The following is an 18,369-nucleotide window of genomic DNA, read 5'->3' as shown; positions in this document are numbered from 1 at the left end:
GTGATGAAGTTGTCTAAAAAAACAATGGGATTGCTTGTCATGGCATATGGAACGCCATACAAAGAAGAGGATTTAGAACGTTATTATACGCATATTCGTCATGGTCGTCCTCCAAGTCCAGAAGCTTTAACAGATTTAAGAGATCGCTATCGTGCCATTGGTGGAATTTCACCATTAGCTAAAATTACAGATGACCAAGCAGAAGCATTATGTAATCGTTTGAATGAAGTGCAAAATGACATCGAGTTTAAATTATATATTGGTCTTAAACATATTGAACCCTTTGTAGAAGATGCAGTAGAACAAATGCATAAAGACGGCATCACAGAAGCTGTTTCGATTGTATTAGCTCCACATTTCTCAACATTCTCTATTAAGTCTTATAATGGACGTGCAAAAGAGACTGCTGAAAAACTTGGCGGACTACATATTACTTCAGTTGAAAGCTGGTATGATGAGCCGAAATTCATTCAATATTGGACGGAGAAAGTATCTGGAACATTTGATGCTATGTCACCAGAAGAACGTGCAAAAGCATGTTTAATCGTTTCTGCTCACTCACTACCTGAAAAAATCATTGCGAATGGTGACCCATACCCAGAACAGTTAAAAGAGACAGCGGATTTAATCGCACAAGCTGCTGGAATTGAAAACTATGAAGTGGGCTGGCAAAGTGCAGGTCAAACTCCTGAACCTTGGATTGGTCCTGACGTACAAGATTTAACTCGTGAGTTACATGAACAAAAAGGATATACATCTTTTGTTTATACACCAGTTGGATTTGTAACAGATCACTTGGAAGTACTATTTGATAATGATTATGAGTGTAAAGTCGTGACAGATGAAATCGGCGCTAATTATTACCGCCCTGAAATGCCGAATACTCAACCATTATTTATTGATGCAATGACAGATGTTGTTTTAAAACATTTGAATAAGAAATAACTAAACTGAACCCGAAAGTGATGATGACCGTGTCTGGAGAAAAACGTAAAGTAGCTGTAATAGGAGGCGGAATAACGGGCTTATCGGCCGCATTCTATTTACAAAAAGAAGCAAAAGAAAAAGGATATCCACTTGAAGTGATCTTAATCGAAGCTTCTCACCGACTTGGCGGGAAAATCCAGACTGTTCGTCGCGATGGGTTTGTTATTGAACGCGGACCAGACTCATTTTTAGAACGCAAAAAAAGTTTTGGTCAATTTGCTACAGATCTTGGAATCAGTGATCAACTTGTCGCGAATGCTACAGGAAAAGCCTATATTTTAGTTAATGACGGTCTTCATCCTATTCCTGGTGGATCGGTTATGGGAATTCCATCACAAATCTCACCATTCATTACATCTGGATTGTTTTCATGGAGCGGGAAATTACGTGCAGCGGGTGATTTTGTTTTACCAAAAGCTTCAGTAAAAGGTGACCAATCCGTCGGACAATTTTTACGTAGACGTTTTGGCGGTGAAGTAGTTGAAAATTTAATTGAGCCATTATTAGCAGGTGTCTATTCTGGAGATATTGATAAAATGAGTCTCCAAGCCACGTTCCCACAGTTTTATAAACTAGAACAGGAACATCGTAGTTTAATAATCGGTTCGAAGAAAATAGCCCCTAAACAGCCGGTCAAGAAATCCAAAGAAGGTATTTTCCGTACGTTTAAAAATGGATTAGAAACCATTGTTGAGGCTATTGAAGCACAACTCGAACCGAGCTCTGTGATCAAGGGAGTTCGAGTAGAACGTTTTGAGAAAGTGGGAGAACAAGTAAATCTGTTCCTTAATAATGATGCAGAAATGCTCTTCGATCGAGTCATTTTTGCTACGCCACATCTCGCGGCACTTCCTATATTTGAAGAACATGGACTGATGACTGAATTTCAAGACATGCCAGCAACTTCGGTAGCGACAGTTGCTATGGCATTTAAAGAGGATGCCGTAAGTCAAGAAAATGAAGGTACTGGCTTTTTAGTTTCGCGCAATAGTGATTATTCAATAACAGCTTGTACGTGGACTCACAGAAAATGGCCAACGACGACACCTGAAGGTCATGTACTACTTCGAGGGTTTGTAGGTCGTCCAGGGGATGAGTCTACTGTAGAGTTATCAGATAGCGAACTTGAAAAAATTGTCCTTTCTGACCTCAAACAAACGATGAAAATAAAAGAAGATCCCTTATTTACAGTTGTGACAAGATGGAAGAAAGCTTCTCCTCAATATATGGTCGGTCATAAAGAACGTGTGGCTAAAGCTAAAAAAGAACTAGAAGAGCATTTCCCGATGATAAAGCTAGCTGGAAGTTCATATGAAGGTCTAGGATTACCAGACTGTGTGGATCAAGGAAAAGCGACTGGAACTGAAATAATTAATGATTTATTTAATTAATGAAATTAAGGCTCCTCTATGTTAATTACACCTTCTTTGTTAGTAGTTTCTAATATTGGAGCTGCCTCTTTCACACTTAAAAGTTAAGTTTACGGATATCAGTTTAAAAAATGACATAGCTTGCACCATTTTGAGTGCAAGCTATGTCATTTTTTATATTTTATTGTTAATAACTTCTTTTTTTTGAGGGAATCAACACCTTTGACGATAATACGAAAGAGTATCACTTATGGAATTCTCAAATGGAATAAGTGGATTCCAACCCATGCTTTGTAACACAAAAGGTGTATTGTCTTCTCTTTCTTCAGGTTTATTCTCTATACTTTTAACTTTAAAATCCACAGTAGTCAGATTCCGTAATGTATCCGTTATGTCTTTTAAATATCTAGATTTTCCTGTTGAAATGTCATATGTCTCACCGGATTTTCCGTAATTGAAGAGTATTTCATATGCAGCGACTGCATCTCTAACGTCTAGAAAATCTCTTCGAACAAACAAATTGTTTACTTCAATTATTTTTTCAACATCTAGAATCTCCATATCTCTAATCTTTTCCGCGATTAGTGAACAAATGCCACTCGACTCACCTGGACCGATAAGATTAGATGGTTTAGCTATAATTATATCCATTCCAAAAAGAACTTCCCATGACTGAGCAATGATAGACTGTAACGTTTTACTTAAGCCGTATGGATGGATTAGCGTAGAGTAATGGTTGGGGTCGAATTGAAGCGCAGAACTAACAATGACAATTTTACACTTTGGGTTGATAGTGCGTAGCGAGTCGACTAAAAATAGAGTAGACATAGCATTAGCTTCAATAGAAGAAATCGGATCTTCCCAAGACTTTTGAACCTGGTTTTGTCCTGCTAAATGTAGTAAAAAATCAGGTTTTGTTTTTTGGATGAGGTGTGCTACTGAGCTTTTGTCTGTGAGTTCGCAGTGTTCATATACAATTTGATGATTTGAGGTGTGGTGAGTTGGAGTTCTAGTAACAGCAATTACTCGATAGTTCTTATTGATAAAATAATCACATGCATGTTTACCTGTAAATCCGTTTGCGCCTGTTATTATAATAGTGGGTTTTTTAGGAGAATTTTCTCCTTGGGTAGATAGAAACATTTCTTCTTTCACCATATCCTCTCCTTTTTGAAGAGGACTCTTATTCCTAAAATCATTTTCTTTCCTCCTAAAAATGATGAAATGGAGGGGGGATTTTTACTTTTGTTTAATTTAGTGAGGGGATGGGCATAACGAAAAAAATTATTCAACATAAAATTTATACGTTTCTTCTAATCCGTTTAAGAGATTGACACTAGGTTGCCACTTTAGCAAATTTTGTGCTTTTTCATTACTAAGACAACTGTGTTTAATATCCCCTTCACGAGGAACTGTAAAGACGGTTTGGATGTGTTCCCCATGTATATCTTTTAATTTGCTAATTACATCATTTACAGCCGTTTTTTTGAATGTACTGATTTGTATAATTTCTTGTTCTCCATAATTCATTGCTTGAATATTTGCCGAGACAATATCCTTCACATATATAAAATCCCTAGTTTGCTCACCATCTCCATGAACTCTCAATGTGTTTTCTGATTTTAAGCGGTCAATAAAAACAGCGACTACACCACCTTCTCCTTTTGGTAATTGTCTGGGACCATATACATTTGCATATCGCAAAATCGTATAAGGAAGTCTATAAAGCTCATAGAAAAGCTTTATGTAAGACTCAGCGGTCAATTTGGATAATCCATAATAAGAGGCGGGTATCGTATTTTCATGCTCTGTAAGAAAGTCTTTTTTTAGGTTACCGTACACTGCAGAAGTAGAAGCGAAAATGAATTTTTTTACGTGTGTATCACGACTAGCTTCCAGCATATTGATCGTTCCTCTTATATTTACATCTGCATCATACTGTGGATCCATAACAGATTTTCCTACATCTGCTTGAGCTGCCAAATGGAAAACAACATCTGGCTTAACAAGATAAAATATTTCTTTTGCTTCCTTACTACAAATATCTACCACATGCATTTTTGCACAAGGGTTTACATATTTCGATTCACCAGCGACTAGATTATCAAGAACATGAACTTCTGCACCCAACATAACGAGAGCATCGACCAAATGCGAGCCAATGAAGCCTGCTCCTCCTGTTACAATTATTTTCATTTACATACATCCTTTATGTTTTTAGTAATATATGTGAAAGTTAACTATGAAATAAGGCTATTAACTCTAGTACTGGTAGTTTTTTATGAAACTAGAAAAAGACATTTAATAAGATTTTTTAAATTAAAACAGAAAAATAAACTTGAAACCTACAATTTCGTAGATTTCAAGTTTACATACATAATAATTTATATTGGGAAAATCAATTTTTGAAAGAGTTTAGATCGGGAATCTTGTAGTTAAGAGGCAAGGAATTATTAATTTTCTCTATTATTTGTTCGTCTGTTCGTATCTCTTCAAAAGATTTTGCATCGTTTTTTGTATGATCCGTATAAGCATCCATTACCTTGAACAATTTTTCAGAAGTAGGATTAGGAAGAGAATATTTATTGGGAAGATTGTTTTTTATTGGTTCCCAAAATTTGTTGTCTACAAAAATTTGTTTTGAGTTCGTAAAGGGAAGGGAGAATAAACTATCGTAATATTTCTCATTCATTGTTTGAGTAAGTTTTTCAAAATGGGGATGAGGTAGAGTGTATGATTTGGGTAGGTAGCCAGTAATTCGATTCCAAATGACAGAGTCGACAAAAGTTAAAGGTGAAGGTTTAGGACTAGAAAATAGCTGATCGTAGGAGTCTGACCTCATAGAATTTAATTGAGAAATATTGTCTGGATTAGGCATTCGATATCTTGCTGGTAAAGTAGTCTGGATTCGATCCCATAATTGTTTGGATACAAGAACGTGTTCGGTAGTTATGTTGGAATCAAACAAAGAATCATATGGTTCAGCATTGATATAGGTCGTGTCTGAAATCTCTTCTATTAGTTCATCTGAATAAATTTTGCTCTTAATTTTTAGCCAAAAGGCTTTTCCCTTTATCAATAAAGAGTAGAGAAGTATTCTAAAGTACTGGATAATTCTCTTCATTCTCGTCCTCTTTTCCTTGACTTGCAATTGCTTGATTATATATCTCGAGTAAGTTTTTCACTCCATTTTCGTTAGACCAATGCGTCATGCCCCATTTCTTGGCGTTAGCGCCAAGGTTTTTTCTTAAACTATCGTTTTCAAGAAGTAATTCAAGGTTTTCTGATAGAATCTGTGCATCTCCGGGTGGGGTTAATATTCCAGTAATCTTATGATTCACCATTTCTGGTAGTCCACCAACATCACTTACTATTGCAGCTTTACCAGCAATTTGAGCTTCGATTAAAGATAATGGCTGATTTTCTAATAAAGTTGGAAGAACAAAAATATCAGAATTTGCTAGTAGATATGGAACATCGTCTCGTTTTCCAAAAAATAAAACATCTTCTTCTAATTTTAATAACTTCGTTTGAATTCTTAACTCCGATAATTTATCCCCTGAACCAACAATCCAACAAACCCAATCATTTCTAATTTTTTTTAACTTACCTAAAGCCTCTATTAAATGATTAACACCTTTTAATTCTGCCAATCTTCCTGAGAAAATAATGACTTTCTTATTTTTAGGCTTTATAATTGGTGATTTCTTTTTAGTAAGTTTGATGAAATTTTCAGTATCAAAGCCGTAATGGAGTACTTTTATTTGGTCTGGTGAAACTTGAAATTCTTCAATTAAGATATTTTTTAACCAATTATTTGCAACAATTGTAATATTAGAAGAACTAGCACCTGTTTTTTCTAATTCGTCATAATATGCTTTTGCCATATAGGAATTATCGGACTTATGAATGGTAGTCAATTGATGTCGAATTTCGTGCGCGACTGATCCATGAAGAGTCGCAACTAACGGTGTTTTTTCTGGTTTTACACGTTTAATGCAAGCAGTAGAAATAACATCTTGAGTATGAATAATATCATATTGATCTAGACCTAAATATGCTGCTCCTAACTCGTAAACATAGCGTTGGAACTCAGTATATTCCACGAGTTTATTAGCATAAATAGCTGGGTAGTTTTGTTCATTCATTTTTGCTTTTAATAAAGGAAGAATTTTTTCTCTTTCAATTTTTCTCTGATTATTGACTATATGAATATTGGTGTTCTCCTCATCATATCCAAGTAAATCGACAGAATGCCCTAATAATTCTAGCCTTCTTTTAAGCTGTTCCATGTAACTCCATACACCACCTAAATGTGGAATTGGCCAATACGTCGCGAGTAATATTTTCAAATAATTCATCCTCCTGATTTGGTCGCATAATGTATTTGTATTTTCGTTATCAGAAATTGTGTAGGTCATAGTGTGAAGTACATGTTTGCAGAATTATTAATAAGTGATCATTTGAAGGATAATAGGAGTACCCTTTAATGGAATATCCTCAGTTAGCAATTTTAGATGTCCTTCATCAACTTCGTAATTCATTTTAGGTTGTAAAACTCCATTGATAAATAAATTCATGTAAGAAATTTTCATAGGACTTAAGATTTTTTGTTTACCATATTCCATTAATCCATCTTCTTCTGTGAAATTTCGTCTGTGACCATCTGATATTGTAAAAAATTCTTGACTAACCACTTGTTTTGGACTTGAAATATACAATTGGTGGTTCGAATGAATATTTGTTTTCACATGGGATCGCGGAAAATAAGCAGTTGTTTTTAATGGAACAAAAGGTTGATTTCTCATTCTTCTCCCCTTTCTAATAAACGCCATTAACCAATTTCGGCTAATTTAGTACGTAAAGTAGTGTATACGTATTTCCAAAAATGTGTGTTTATAGTGGGTCCAAATACCTGTTTTAAGAAATCTGGTTGTCCATTAATGACTCCTAAATGACTTCTCTCATATGTTGTTTAGTGAATCATAAAGGAGGAAAAAATTTGTCTTTAAGAATTATTAAACTTTCAGGATCACCTAGTCAAACTATCTCAACGCTTCCGACAGTTACTCGATTATTTCATGTGGTGCCAGAAACAATTTCGGAAAATAGCACTCACAGAATTGACGCTTCTCAGTTTTATAATGATGCTGGAGAAGTTGTACAAGAACTCCCTAGTTTAAATTTAAATAATAGCTATTTTAATGTTTACATTAATGGCGCACTACAGATGGACGATAATTTTGCATATACGTCTGGAGAAGAAGGAATTGGATCACTTCTTATTTCTGTTCCAGAAGAATCAGAAATATTAGAAGGAAGCCCTGTAATAATTGAAGTAGTAAATTTCAATCCGGAGATTAGTCTCCAATAATTTATTGGTATATATCATGAAACATTGTTAATTAAACTTTCAAGAGCTTAGAAGAAACAGACGGGTAAGAGTCTGTTTATTCTAAGCTTTTTTGTTTAGAGTTTATGCGCAAACATAATAGAGAAATAAACAGACATATTAGGAGTAATGTGTCAACGAATTAATTAAGTTTTTAAGGTGATTTGAAACTATAAATTTAGTAGAGAAGCCCGGATAAATCTATGTTAATAGAATAGGATATTATATCTTTCAAAGAGAGGGGGTATTTTTAATATGGCTGAAAAAACGTTTGTGAACACTAGTTTAGCAACTTTGCAAATTACCATTTTTATTCGTGAAGGTACGGATCCTGTAAATCAAGATGGGTTTGAATCATTTACTCTTGGTCCAGAGGAAACATTAGTAGTCGAATATGGCACGGAGACAAATATTTTCTTAAATGGTTTTGTACTGTTTACTATCTTTGCTGGAGATTTGTATAGCAAAGTCCAATTTACAACTGTCGTAGGTAGTGAGCTAGATGATTTGCTAAATACAAACGACATTATTACATTTACAAAAAATCTAACTGATTATGTTGTATCTGGTAGTGATGCTCCAACCACACCTTAAATTTAGTTAGGACGAATAATAAATATTATTAAAATTAGTCTGAACTAAGAGGGAAAAGATGATGTCGAAAGTTGTCGATATCATCTTTTACTATTTAGGTTCCTATTATTTTTTTTGCGAAATGAGAAATATATCCCTAATACCTTTCAATTAAATGCATTAAATATTATACATGGTGTTGGAAATATAAACATTCTAACAATTACTTGTAAAAAAGAGAGGGAGAGGTGAAAAAATGAATTTAAATGATATTAAAGGTAATTACGATGCCATATTTAGTTTAGGGGATTTGTGTTTAACGTCTATCCAATTAAAAAAGCATAATTTAAGACCATATTCAGGTGTACTAGACTGGGTAGCTAGTCCTAAACTATCATATGTCAACAAGTTATTGCAAAATCGTTTTATCGGTTTTATGGATAAGGAAAATTTGCGTGTCTTAGGCTATGCTGATACTTTTATATGCGTTTCAGATGATGGTTATCAAATAGTATCCAATCACGATTTTGATGGAGAAAAAAATACTCTCGCACAGTTAGATTCCTATTACGAAGTAATGGAAAAATACGAAAGAAGAATCAATCGATTTCTATCAGAAATGCGAAGCGCTAAAAGGATACTGTTTGTAAGAACAGAAGGCACATTCGAAGATGTGGCTGAATTACAAAATATTTTAATTGGATTGGTCCAACATGATTTTCATGTGCTTTTGATCAACCATTCACAAGTGGAAACAATGGTTGAAAAGAACTGGCCACTAGAGAAAGTATGTGCCGTTGAATTTCCAATTAAGGATAAATGGGAAGGCAATCATGAACTTTGGAGAAACATATTAAATGAAATTAACCTATCAAAAAAATGAATTTCTCACATCCATGGAAAATTAAAATGAAAATAATTCAGGAGGAAAGAAAGTGTTTACCAATTCAACGATATTGATAACTGGAGGTACAGGTTCATGGGGGACTGAGTTAATCAGGCAACTTTTATCATTTTATCCAAAAAAAATCCTGGTTTTTTCCAGGAATGAAAATAGTCAAGTATTATTGAAAAGAAATTTTGAAAGAGAATTAAAAATAATTGATTTCTGTATTGGGGATATAAGAGACAAAGAGGCTTTAAATTCGGCATGTAAACAAGTAGATTATATATTTCACTTAGCAGCACTTAAACATGTTTCGATTTGCGAGGATCAACCGTTAGAGGCAATTAAAACAAACGTCATAGGGACACAAAATGTCATAGAAGCATCCATTGATAATCATATAAAAAAAGTAATTTATGTATCCACTGACAAAGCTGCCGATCCAGCGAATACTTATGGAATGACGAAATCACTAGGTGAAAAATTAATTATTCATGCGAATGAACGAAATTTAAGGACTAAGTTTCTGTGTGTTAGAGGAGGGAATGTACTGGGGAGTAGTGGAAGTGTACTGCCATTGTTTATTAATCAACTAGAATTAAACAATCAAATTGTTATTACAGATAAAAGAATGACTAGATACTTTGTGACTCCTCAAAAAGCAATTCAAATTTTATTGCAAGCTGCAATAATTGGGACAGGTGGAGAAATTTTCATCATGCATATGAGTGCATGTAAAATAGTAGATTTAGCAGAAGTTCTTATAGAACACTTTGGAAAAATAGATACAAAAATTATTGAAATTGGTGCTAGGCAAGGTGAAAAGATACATGAAGTACTAATAGCCAAAAATGAGGAACCAATCGCTCAGTTTTACAATAATGATTTAATAAGAATAATACCTTTCTCTAAAGATCATAATAAATTCCAATTACCATCAGTTTTAATAAATACAAAGGATCAACTTATGACTAAGAAGGAAATTAAAGAGTTATTAATTGATGGAGGCTTTCTTAATTAACGAATCTTATCTTAGAATTAGCTAAATGACATACTGATTTATAGGAATTCTTTTAAGTGAGGTGAGAAAGAATGGCTAGGCTTAAAGGTATATTTATTAAATCAAATAACTCTATTTCTCTTATTAATTTAAATCGATTAAGAAGAATATTATCTAAAAAACAGCCGTTCAGGAGGGGAGCCCTGGACGGCTGTTTTATGTTTAAAGTTGGTTACACGTGTCACAAGTGTTGCCATAACATTCATGCTGTTCTTCAATTTTTTCTCCACATTGTGCACATTGTTTAGCAGGTAGGTTTTTAAAAAACTCGATTACATTTTCAATCATCAGGTTAACCTCCTTTTCTACTCTGTACTAATACTGTTCTAATTAGTTATAGTGTATTATAACAGTTCATCAAATGTCAATACAAAACCTCTTTATTCATATATAGTGTATGTAGAACCTTTAAAAGGAGAGATGCAATTTGTATTTTATTGATAATAAAGGCATCACAGATCCTCGCATTAACTTAGCAATTGAGGAATATGCGCTAAAAACAATGGATGTCGATAAAGATTCATATTTTCTGTTCTATATCAATGAACCTTCAATCATCATTGGTAAAAATCAAAACACAATCGAAGAAATCAATACAGATTATGTAGAATCGAACGGAATTCATGTCGTGAGAAGATTATCAGGTGGTGGGGCGGTTTATCACGACTTAGGTAATTTGAATTTTAGCTTCTTGACGAAAGATGACGGAGATAGCTTCCGAAACTTTAAAAAGTTTACTCAACCGATTGTAAACGCCCTAAAAGAAATGGGCGTGGATGCAGAGTTATCGGGACGAAATGATATTTTAGCTGGCGGAAGAAAAATATCTGGTAATGCTCAATTCTCAACCAAAGGACGTATGTTCAGTCACGGTACTTTAATGTTTGATACAGAAATTGAAGCGGTTGTATCTGCATTAAAAGTACGTAAGGACAAAATTGAGTCAAAAGGAATCAAATCCATTCGTAGTCGCGTAGCGAACATTATGGAATTTATCGAAGAACCTATCAGTATTGACGATTTCCGTTTAAAGCTTCTTCACTCGATTTTCGGTGGAGAAGAAGAAGTGAAGACGATTGAACTAACAGAAGAAGACTGGGCGAATATTCACGCGCTCTCAAAAGAGCGTTATGCAAATTGGGAATGGAATTATGGGAAGTCTCCGGCATTTAATATGTCTCATTCCGAACGATTCCCAGTTGGCGGTATCGATGTACGTCTTCAAGTGAAAAATGGAGTCATTGAAGATGCACATATTTATGGCGACTTCTTCGGTGTTGGTGATGTTGCTGACATAGAAGCCTTGTTAGTTGGCACAGCTTATGAAAAATCAGCAATCACTGAAAGTCTAGGTGATATCGATATCACAACCTATTTAGGCGGCATAACGAAAGAACAGTTTTTACAATTAATATATTAAGAATTACTTGGGAGTCTGACTTAGGTCAGGCTCTTTTTACTGTAGACAATTAAAAATGTTGATTTCCATTGCTGCAGACACTTTCAACGAAGACCAAAAGTAGTCTTTGTATTTAAAGGGTTCGGCTATTGCTGATTATTTGTAAGTTTATCTAACTGTTGCTGTAAACATGAATCTGCAAACAAATTAAGTAGGAAGGTGGTTGGTTATTTCTGAAGACTCCTGCGGAAAAACGAAACAGACTAGACCCCACAGGCCAGCTGTCAAAGACAGCTGAGTCGAGGAGGCTTGCGTTTCGTCCGCGGAAAGCGAAAGAAATAACCAACCACATTTTTTAAATAAAATGCAAAAGGTATATTTTCTCCTAACATATATATAGAATCCTTTCAACCGATTGACATTGAGCCACATTGGCGGTTTTCACATTTCTTGGTAGAATAAAGAAAAAGAGTAAAGGGGGAGGCACATATGACGTCACATCGGATTTATATAGTAGAAGATGATCGTAAAATTGCCTCGCTACTTGCCGATACGTTGCGCAAATATCAGTATGAGGTAAAAACGGTTGATGACTTCGATAATATCTTAGAAGAGTTTGAAGCCTTTGATCCGCATCTCATACTATTGGATATTAACTTACCTTCTTATGATGGCTATTATTGGTGCCGTCAGTTCCGATTGAAAACCACTTGTCCAATCATTTTTATATCTGCAAGGTCTGGAGATATGGATCAAGTTTTCGCACTCGAAAATGGAGGAGACGATTTCATTACGAAACCTTTCCATTACGAAATCGTCCTAGCCAAAATAAGAAGTCATTTACGACGCACTTACGGAGAGTATGCAGCAAAACAAGAAGAACGAACAATCAAACTAGGTAAGCTTTGTTTATATTTAGAGCGAATGGAATTACATACGAAAAGCCAAGAAATCCCGTTGCAAAAAAGAGAGTGTACGATTCTCGAGTTACTAATGGAGCAATCGCCAAAAGTAGTGACGCGTGAACAACTTCTCGAGGAGCTATGGGATGATCAAGCTTTTGTTGATGAGAATACGTTAAACGTTAACATGACGCGTGTAAGAAAAAAATTACAGGATTACGGTGTCACTTCTACAATTGAAACGGTTCGAGGCGCAGGATATCGATTTGTACTAAGCAAAGAGGAATCATCATGAATATTCGACTGTTTATGAAGGAGCATATGGCTTATGTGCTATTTCAGTTTATTTTAGTGCTATTTATTATGTCGTTGTATTGGTTAGATGGATTCCGAAACATTGATACAGCGATTTATTCAGTTGTCATTAGCACCATGCTGATTTTGTCTTTTTTAGTAGGTCGATATGTGAAACGATATTCTTTTTACCAAAAGATATTGTCCCAGCCGATTGAAATGGAAGCGGCATTGCAACATAATGCGAAATCACCTGAACAAGAACAAGTGGAAATTTTTAGTCAAAGCCTCTATCGACTTTATCAAAATGAAGTTCAAGCTCTCTATGCGAATCAAAACAGACACTTACAATTTATGAATCAATGGGTTCATCAAATGAAAACCCCTCTTTCTGTGGCTGAGTTATTGCTACAAGAAGATGGAGAAGTGAATAAGAAGAGTTTACAAGAAGAAATTGATCGTCTAAAACGTGGATTAGATTCCGTGTTAATAAATGCGCGAATCGATACATTTGAGCAGGATATGCAAGTGGAACAAGTACAGTTAAAGCAACTCGTTTCTGAAGTGGTTTCTGAACATAAACGATTATTTATTACCCATCATGTGTATCCCGTTATTACAATTGACGAGAAATATGTGATTACAACAGATGTTAAATGGTTGCGATTTGTGTTAGGTCAATTTATAACGAACGCAGTGAAATATACGTTTGAAGAAGGAAAAAAAGTCTTTATTGAAGCAAGTTGTCAAAAAGGATATGTCTTATTAGCCGTTAGGGATGAAGGGATTGGCATTCCTAGTGCTGACTTACCGCGAGTCACGAAAGCCTTTTTTACGGGCGAGAATGGTCGTAAAACGGGTGAAAGCACGGGTATGGGTTTGTACTTAGCGAAAGAAATTTGTGAGAAGCTTGGCCATGAACTCACGATTGAATCCGAACCTAAAATGGGGACGAAGGTTTCTGTTTTATTTAAAAATCAAGACGCTGTCAAGAGAGGTGAACGAGAAGATGCCGATATTGAAAATGGAAGATGTGACGAAAGTCTATGAGGGAAAAGTTACGCACCGCGCATTAAACCAATTAAGTTTTGAAGTGAACAAGGGTGAATTTGTTGCTGTGATGGGTCCGTCAGGTAGTGGGAAGACGACGTTGTTAAATATTATCTCTACCATTGATACGGCGACTTCCGGTTATGTGACGATTGATGGAATGCGTCCGGAAGAAATGACGAAAAACGAGCTGGCTCTATTTCGACGGAGACAGCTCGGATTTGTTTTTCAAGACTTTAATTTAATGCAAATGCTCACGGTTGAAGAAAATATGGTGTTGCCATTAACCCTAGATGGTCATTCGGTTGCTGAAATGCAAAAAAGGCTAACCGATATTTCATTAAAATTAGACTTACAAAACATCTTAAACAAACGACCGAATGAAATTTCGGGTGGACAAGCTCAACGTACGGCTATAGGTCGCGCTCTTATTCATCAACCTGCATTCATTTTAGCGGATGAGCCAACAGGGAATTTAGATTCAAAAGCTTCGCGTGACGTGATGGAATTATTAATGAAAGTCAATCGCGAACAAAATACAACCATTCTAGTTGTCACACATGATCCGATTGCAGCAAGTTACTGCGATCGAGTGGTATTTATTAAAGATGGTGAATTTTTTAACGAGATTTATAGCGATGAACGAAGACAGACTTTTTTCCAACGCATCTTAAATGTATTATCGCTTCTTGGAGGCAATGTCCATGACCTTTCGACAATTCGCCTATCGTAATGTCATAAGGAATCGCCGAATTTATGCTGCCTTTTTCATGGCGAGTATGTTCTCAGTGATGGTATTTTTTATGTATTCCATGCTCCTCTTTCATCCACAAATGGATGAAGGCTTTTTTGGAGATTTTGCTGCTACAGGGATGATTGTGGCTGAAGTTATTTTATATATTTTCACATTGTTTTTCTTGTTTTATTCCATGAGTGCGTTTTTACAAGCTCGATCAAAAGAGTTTGGATTGTTGCTTCTTTTAGGAATGGAAAAGAAGCAGTTGAATCGTCTCGTTTTTTTAGAAACGATGCTTATTGGTGCATTTTCAGTTGCGACTGGGATTTTGTTTGGCTATGCCTTTTCAAAGTTCTTTTTCATGATTGTACGAGAAATGCTTCAGCTTCAAAGTTTGCCATTATATTTATCCATTAAACCATTTGCTCTAACGATCGGTGCTTTTTTAAGTCTATTTGTGATCATTGCTATGACGAGTGTTGTATTTATTCGCGAGCAACGCATTATTGAGTTAATGCGGGGGTACTTAACTTCGGATGATCGCCAAAGCTACTCCACATTTAAAGCGATTTTAGGCATTGTCTTACTGGTGGTTGCATATGCTGCAGCAACATTTACATCGACTCGTGTCGTTTTTACTCTTTCAATCTTTTTACCTCCAATAGCGGCTTTAGGAACCTATTTCTTTTTTACACATTCCGTGTTGTTTTTTCATCATCAAGTTCAAAAAAGGAAATCACTTTATTGGAACCGATACCGCTTAATTGCTGTTTCAGAAGGTGCTGTAAAATTACGTGAAAATGCCCGCATGTATTTCATTGTTACGATTGTATCAACAGTAGCCTTCCTGTCAGTGGGAACGTTAACTTCTCTGTCCTCTTATACCGGCCAATACAGAGATTTAAATCCATTAGGGCTCATTTACTCGAGTGAGTTAGACAATCCTTTAGAGCGTCAGCATATTCGAATGTTAACGAATGAATTAGAAGATGAAGGATTATCTTATTCGATGGTTCCTTTTTTAATAAAGAAACAAACTTCTTCTTATACCCAATTTGAAGTAGAGATTCTGAGAGAAGCCGACGTCAATAGCTTAGCTGTTGCTCAAGGTCATCCGTTAATTAATTTAGAATCTGGGGAAGCCATGTTTATACCATATTCTGAAAATGCTTTATCGATCTTAGAGAACAGCAGTATCCAAACCGTATTAGAGGAAAGCAATGTACCCATCTCAGTAAAAGGTGTTTACCCTAGGATGCTGTTTCCTTCTATGATTTTAGGGGCTAATGTGGTCGTTGTTAGTGACCAGGATTTCGCGTTGATCGATGAACCACTACAAGGTCAATCGATGAATGATTCAAGGTTTAATTTTTATGCATTTCACATTCCTGAATGGGAACGAACAAAATCTATTGGACTTAATCTAGATTCTCAAATGACTGAATCCATTTATCAAAACCAATTAAATGACTTACCTTTTTTCTTTGAGAACCCAGGGTTAAACTACTCAATTATACGAGCGACGTTTTCATTGTTATTATTCACAGGATTGATGGTAGCTGCCGTATTGTTATTAGCAGCTGGAAGCTTTATATATTTTAAATTGTATACAGGACTCGAAAGAGACAAAAAGCAATTTGCTGTGTTAAAACGAATGGGATTGACGGATCAAGAAATGATTAATATCGTCAATCGACAGCTTATTCCACAATTTTTCTTGCCGTGGGGGATTGCCATGCTTCATAGTGCATTCTCATTTCTTTCCTTGCAAGTTATTTGGAGTGACTTAGCTGATGTGTCAATTCTTTTTGAGATGGCACTTGTATTAGTCGCTTTTACATTCATTCAAGTCGTTTATTATTTCTTAATCAGATGGCGTTATATAGCACATGTAAAAGCATCGTGAGTAATCGCGATGCTTGTTGTATTGTCTGAAGATTTCTTATATAATGAAATCATTGAATAATGAATGAGTATTCATTCAACGACTAAGGAGAGATACCGATGAATTTAGTTCAACGTGTGAGAGAGACATCATTAGAACAACCAACTAAAACAGCCTATCACTTTATGGGTAAAGACACTTCTTATGCTGAGTTCGATCAGTCAATTGCTAGATTTGCTTCAGCTTTGCGAGAATTAGGAGTAGAAAAAGGGGATCATGTTGCTTTCTTATTAGGAAATACACCTCATTTTTTAATTTCTTTGTATGCATCTATGCGTTTAGGTGCAACAGCCATTCCAATCAATCCAATATACACGCCTGATGAAATTTCTTACATCATACATAACAGCCAACCAAAAGTAATTATTGCTTTGGATATGTTATTGCCATTAGTTGAAAAAGCATCCGGTGCATTCCCATCAGTAAGTAATTATGTGATTTGTGAAACGATGCCAGAAACGACTGAAAAACTCACTGGTTTACCGGAAGAACTGCGCAGCAAAGTTAAATCATTTACACAGCTTGTGATGTCGTCTTCTCCAGATGCACTTCCTGTTGAAGTTGCACAAAATGATACCGCTGTCATTCTTTATACGTCTGGTACTACGGGGCGTCCAAAAGGCGCCATGCTAACACATGAGAATTTATTCTCAAATGCCCGCGACACAGCAGACTATTTAGGATTCACTGCTGAAGATCGCGTCCTTGCGACATTACCTGTATTCCATGTATTCGCTTTAACGGTAGTGGTTAATGCGCCATTACTAAAAGGAGCGACCATCTTATTGGTTCCACGTTTTACGCCTAAAGATGTTTTTGAAACAGCGAAAGCTCAACAAGCAACAGTGTTTGCTGGTGTTCCGACGATGTACAATTTCTTATATCAAACTCCGGACTCAGATGTATCTGACTTTTCGACAATCCGCTTAGCTATCTCAGGTGGTTCATCACTACCGGTTGCTTTGCTACACAACTTTGAAAATAAATTCAATGTCCGCATTTCAGAGGGATATGGTTTATCAGAAGCATCACCTGTTACGTGCTTCAATCCATTGGATCGAGATCGTAAAGCTGGTTCGATTGGAACATCCATTTTAAATGTAGAAAATCGTGTGGTTAATGAATTAGGTGATGATGTGCCAGTTGGTGAAGTGGGAGAACTAATTGTCCGCGGACCTAATGTCATGAAAGGGTATTACAACATGCCTGAAGAAACAGAAGCGACAATTCGTGGTGGATGGTTATACACAGGCGATCTTGCGAAAATGGATGAAGAAGGTTACTTCTACATTGTTGATCGTAAAAAAGATTTAGTTATTGTAGGTGGCTATAATGTTTATCCACGAGAAGTGGAAGAAGTGTTATTCGCTCATCCAGACGTGGTAGAGGCTGCTGTTATTGGCATGCCTGATGCTGATTTTGGAGAAACGGTTCATGCGTATGTTGTGGTTAAAGATGCGAGTGTGACAAGTGAGGACCTTCATGCATACTGTGCTGAGCACTTAGCGAAATACAAGATTCCTAGACAATTCGAGTTTTTAGAAGAGTTGCCGAAGAATACGACAGGAAAAATTCTTCGTCGTTCATTAAAAGACCAAGCTTTGGCTAAATAAAGAAGAAACTGCTAGGCACCGTAAAAGAATTTAGACAAATAATGTAAGTGAATGTAATTGCATATTTAGTAGATGGAGTTCATGTGGAAAGATGTTGATTTCCATTGTGGCGTGCGCTTTCCGAGGGGCAAGGCTTTAGCCGCTTCCTTCGCGGTGCTCAGT

The 18,369-nt window shown here is 35.8% G+C and carries 18 protein-coding genes; 12 read left to right on the top strand and 6 right to left on the bottom strand.

Annotated elements, in window-relative coordinates; all coding sequences use genetic code 11:
* The first annotated feature begins 9 nt into the window (after positions 1-9).
* Positions 10-945: a ferrochelatase gene (gene hemH, locus AC3EA5_RS08560; RefSeq protein ID WP_488607936.1), complete on the top strand. Its 936-nt coding sequence runs from the start codon at positions 10-12 to the stop codon at positions 943-945.
* Positions 946-974: 29 nt separating this feature from the next.
* Positions 975-2,378, top strand: coding sequence for a protoporphyrinogen oxidase (gene hemY, locus AC3EA5_RS08555; protein ID WP_488607935.1), 1,404 nt, complete (start codon positions 975-977; stop codon positions 2,376-2,378).
* A gap of 192 nt (positions 2,379-2,570) precedes the next feature.
* On the opposite strand, the gene AC3EA5_RS08550 is transcribed toward hemY, so the two are convergent.
* The 5 genes from AC3EA5_RS08550 to AC3EA5_RS08530 all read right to left on the bottom strand — a co-directional run bounded on the left by AC3EA5_RS08550 (position 2,571) and on the right by AC3EA5_RS08530 (position 7,165).
* Positions 2,571-3,512, bottom strand: a complete 942-nt coding sequence (locus AC3EA5_RS08550) for an NAD-dependent epimerase/dehydratase family protein (protein ID WP_488607934.1) — start codon at positions 3,510-3,512, stop codon at positions 2,571-2,573.
* 129 nt (positions 3,513-3,641) lie between these two features.
* A complete protein-coding gene (locus AC3EA5_RS08545) occupies positions 3,642-4,553 on the bottom strand; it encodes an NAD-dependent epimerase/dehydratase family protein (RefSeq protein ID WP_488607933.1) in 912 nt (303 codons plus the stop codon).
* A gap of 202 nt (positions 4,554-4,755) precedes the next feature.
* Positions 4,756-5,481, bottom strand: coding sequence for a hypothetical protein (locus AC3EA5_RS08540; RefSeq protein WP_488607932.1), 726 nt, complete (start codon positions 5,479-5,481; stop codon positions 4,756-4,758).
* Entirely contained in the window at positions 5,456-6,709 is a 1,254-nt protein-coding gene (locus AC3EA5_RS08535; protein WP_488607931.1) for a glycosyltransferase family 4 protein, read from the bottom strand. Before AC3EA5_RS08535 ends, AC3EA5_RS08540 begins: the two co-directional genes overlap by 26 nt.
* Positions 6,710-6,805: 96 nt before the next feature.
* Positions 6,806-7,165, bottom strand: coding sequence for a DUF4183 domain-containing protein (locus tag AC3EA5_RS08530; RefSeq protein ID WP_488607930.1), 360 nt, complete (start codon positions 7,163-7,165; stop codon positions 6,806-6,808).
* 194 nt (positions 7,166-7,359) lie between these two features.
* On the opposite strand from AC3EA5_RS08530, the gene AC3EA5_RS08525 reads away from it, so the two are divergent.
* The 4 genes from AC3EA5_RS08525 (at position 7,360) to AC3EA5_RS08510 (ending at position 10,229) form a co-directional block, all read left to right on the top strand.
* Positions 7,360-7,731, top strand: a complete 372-nt coding sequence (locus AC3EA5_RS08525) for a DUF4183 domain-containing protein (protein WP_488607929.1) — start codon at positions 7,360-7,362, stop codon at positions 7,729-7,731.
* A gap of 273 nt (positions 7,732-8,004) precedes the next feature.
* On the top strand, positions 8,005-8,343 hold the full coding sequence (locus tag AC3EA5_RS08520) for a hypothetical protein (RefSeq protein WP_488607928.1): 339 nt from the start codon (positions 8,005-8,007) through the stop codon (positions 8,341-8,343).
* Positions 8,344-8,578: 235 nt separating this feature from the next.
* On the top strand, positions 8,579-9,205 hold the full coding sequence (locus tag AC3EA5_RS08515) for a DUF1796 family putative cysteine peptidase (RefSeq protein WP_488607927.1): 627 nt from the start codon (positions 8,579-8,581) through the stop codon (positions 9,203-9,205).
* A gap of 52 nt (positions 9,206-9,257) precedes the next feature.
* Positions 9,258-10,229, top strand: coding sequence for a polysaccharide biosynthesis protein (locus AC3EA5_RS08510; RefSeq protein ID WP_488607926.1), 972 nt, complete (start codon positions 9,258-9,260; stop codon positions 10,227-10,229).
* 201 nt (positions 10,230-10,430) lie between these two features.
* Here the strand turns inward: AC3EA5_RS08510 and yhfH are convergent, their stop codons facing one another.
* Entirely contained in the window at positions 10,431-10,556 is a 126-nt protein-coding gene (gene yhfH, locus AC3EA5_RS08505; RefSeq protein ID WP_394188808.1) for a protein YhfH, read from the bottom strand.
* Between the two features lie 139 nt (positions 10,557-10,695).
* Here yhfH and lplA point away from each other — a divergent pair, with 139 nt between their 5' ends.
* The 6 genes from lplA (at position 10,696) to AC3EA5_RS08475 (ending at position 18,207) form a co-directional block, all read left to right on the top strand.
* The gene (gene lplA, locus AC3EA5_RS08500; protein ID WP_488607925.1) at positions 10,696-11,688 is read left to right on the top strand and encodes a lipoate--protein ligase; all 993 of its coding nucleotides are present in this window, start codon (positions 10,696-10,698) and stop codon (positions 11,686-11,688) included.
* Between the two features lie 468 nt (positions 11,689-12,156).
* Complete coding sequence (locus AC3EA5_RS08495; protein ID WP_394188810.1) at positions 12,157-12,864, top strand: response regulator transcription factor; 708 nt, start codon at positions 12,157-12,159, stop codon at positions 12,862-12,864.
* Entirely contained in the window at positions 12,861-13,913 is a 1,053-nt protein-coding gene (locus AC3EA5_RS08490; RefSeq protein WP_488607924.1) for a sensor histidine kinase, read from the top strand. Before AC3EA5_RS08495 ends, AC3EA5_RS08490 begins: the two co-directional genes overlap by 4 nt.
* Positions 13,873-14,646 carry an ABC transporter ATP-binding protein gene (locus tag AC3EA5_RS08485; RefSeq protein WP_488607923.1) on the top strand — a complete coding sequence of 258 codons (774 nt, stop codon included), beginning with the start codon at positions 13,873-13,875 and terminating at the stop codon, positions 14,644-14,646. Before AC3EA5_RS08490 ends, AC3EA5_RS08485 begins: the two co-directional genes overlap by 41 nt.
* Complete coding sequence (locus tag AC3EA5_RS08480; RefSeq protein WP_488607922.1) at positions 14,618-16,555, top strand: FtsX-like permease family protein; 1,938 nt, start codon at positions 14,618-14,620, stop codon at positions 16,553-16,555. Before AC3EA5_RS08485 ends, AC3EA5_RS08480 begins: the two co-directional genes overlap by 29 nt.
* A gap of 98 nt (positions 16,556-16,653) precedes the next feature.
* Complete coding sequence (locus tag AC3EA5_RS08475) at positions 16,654-18,207, top strand: fatty acid--CoA ligase family protein (protein WP_488607921.1); 1,554 nt, start codon at positions 16,654-16,656, stop codon at positions 18,205-18,207.
* Positions 18,208-18,369: the final 162 nt, after the last annotated feature.

The organism is Paenisporosarcina sp. (genome assembly GCF_057785155.1).
The sequence above is the reverse complement of the archived record's forward strand: the minus strand, read 5'-3'. Positions and strand labels throughout refer to the sequence as shown.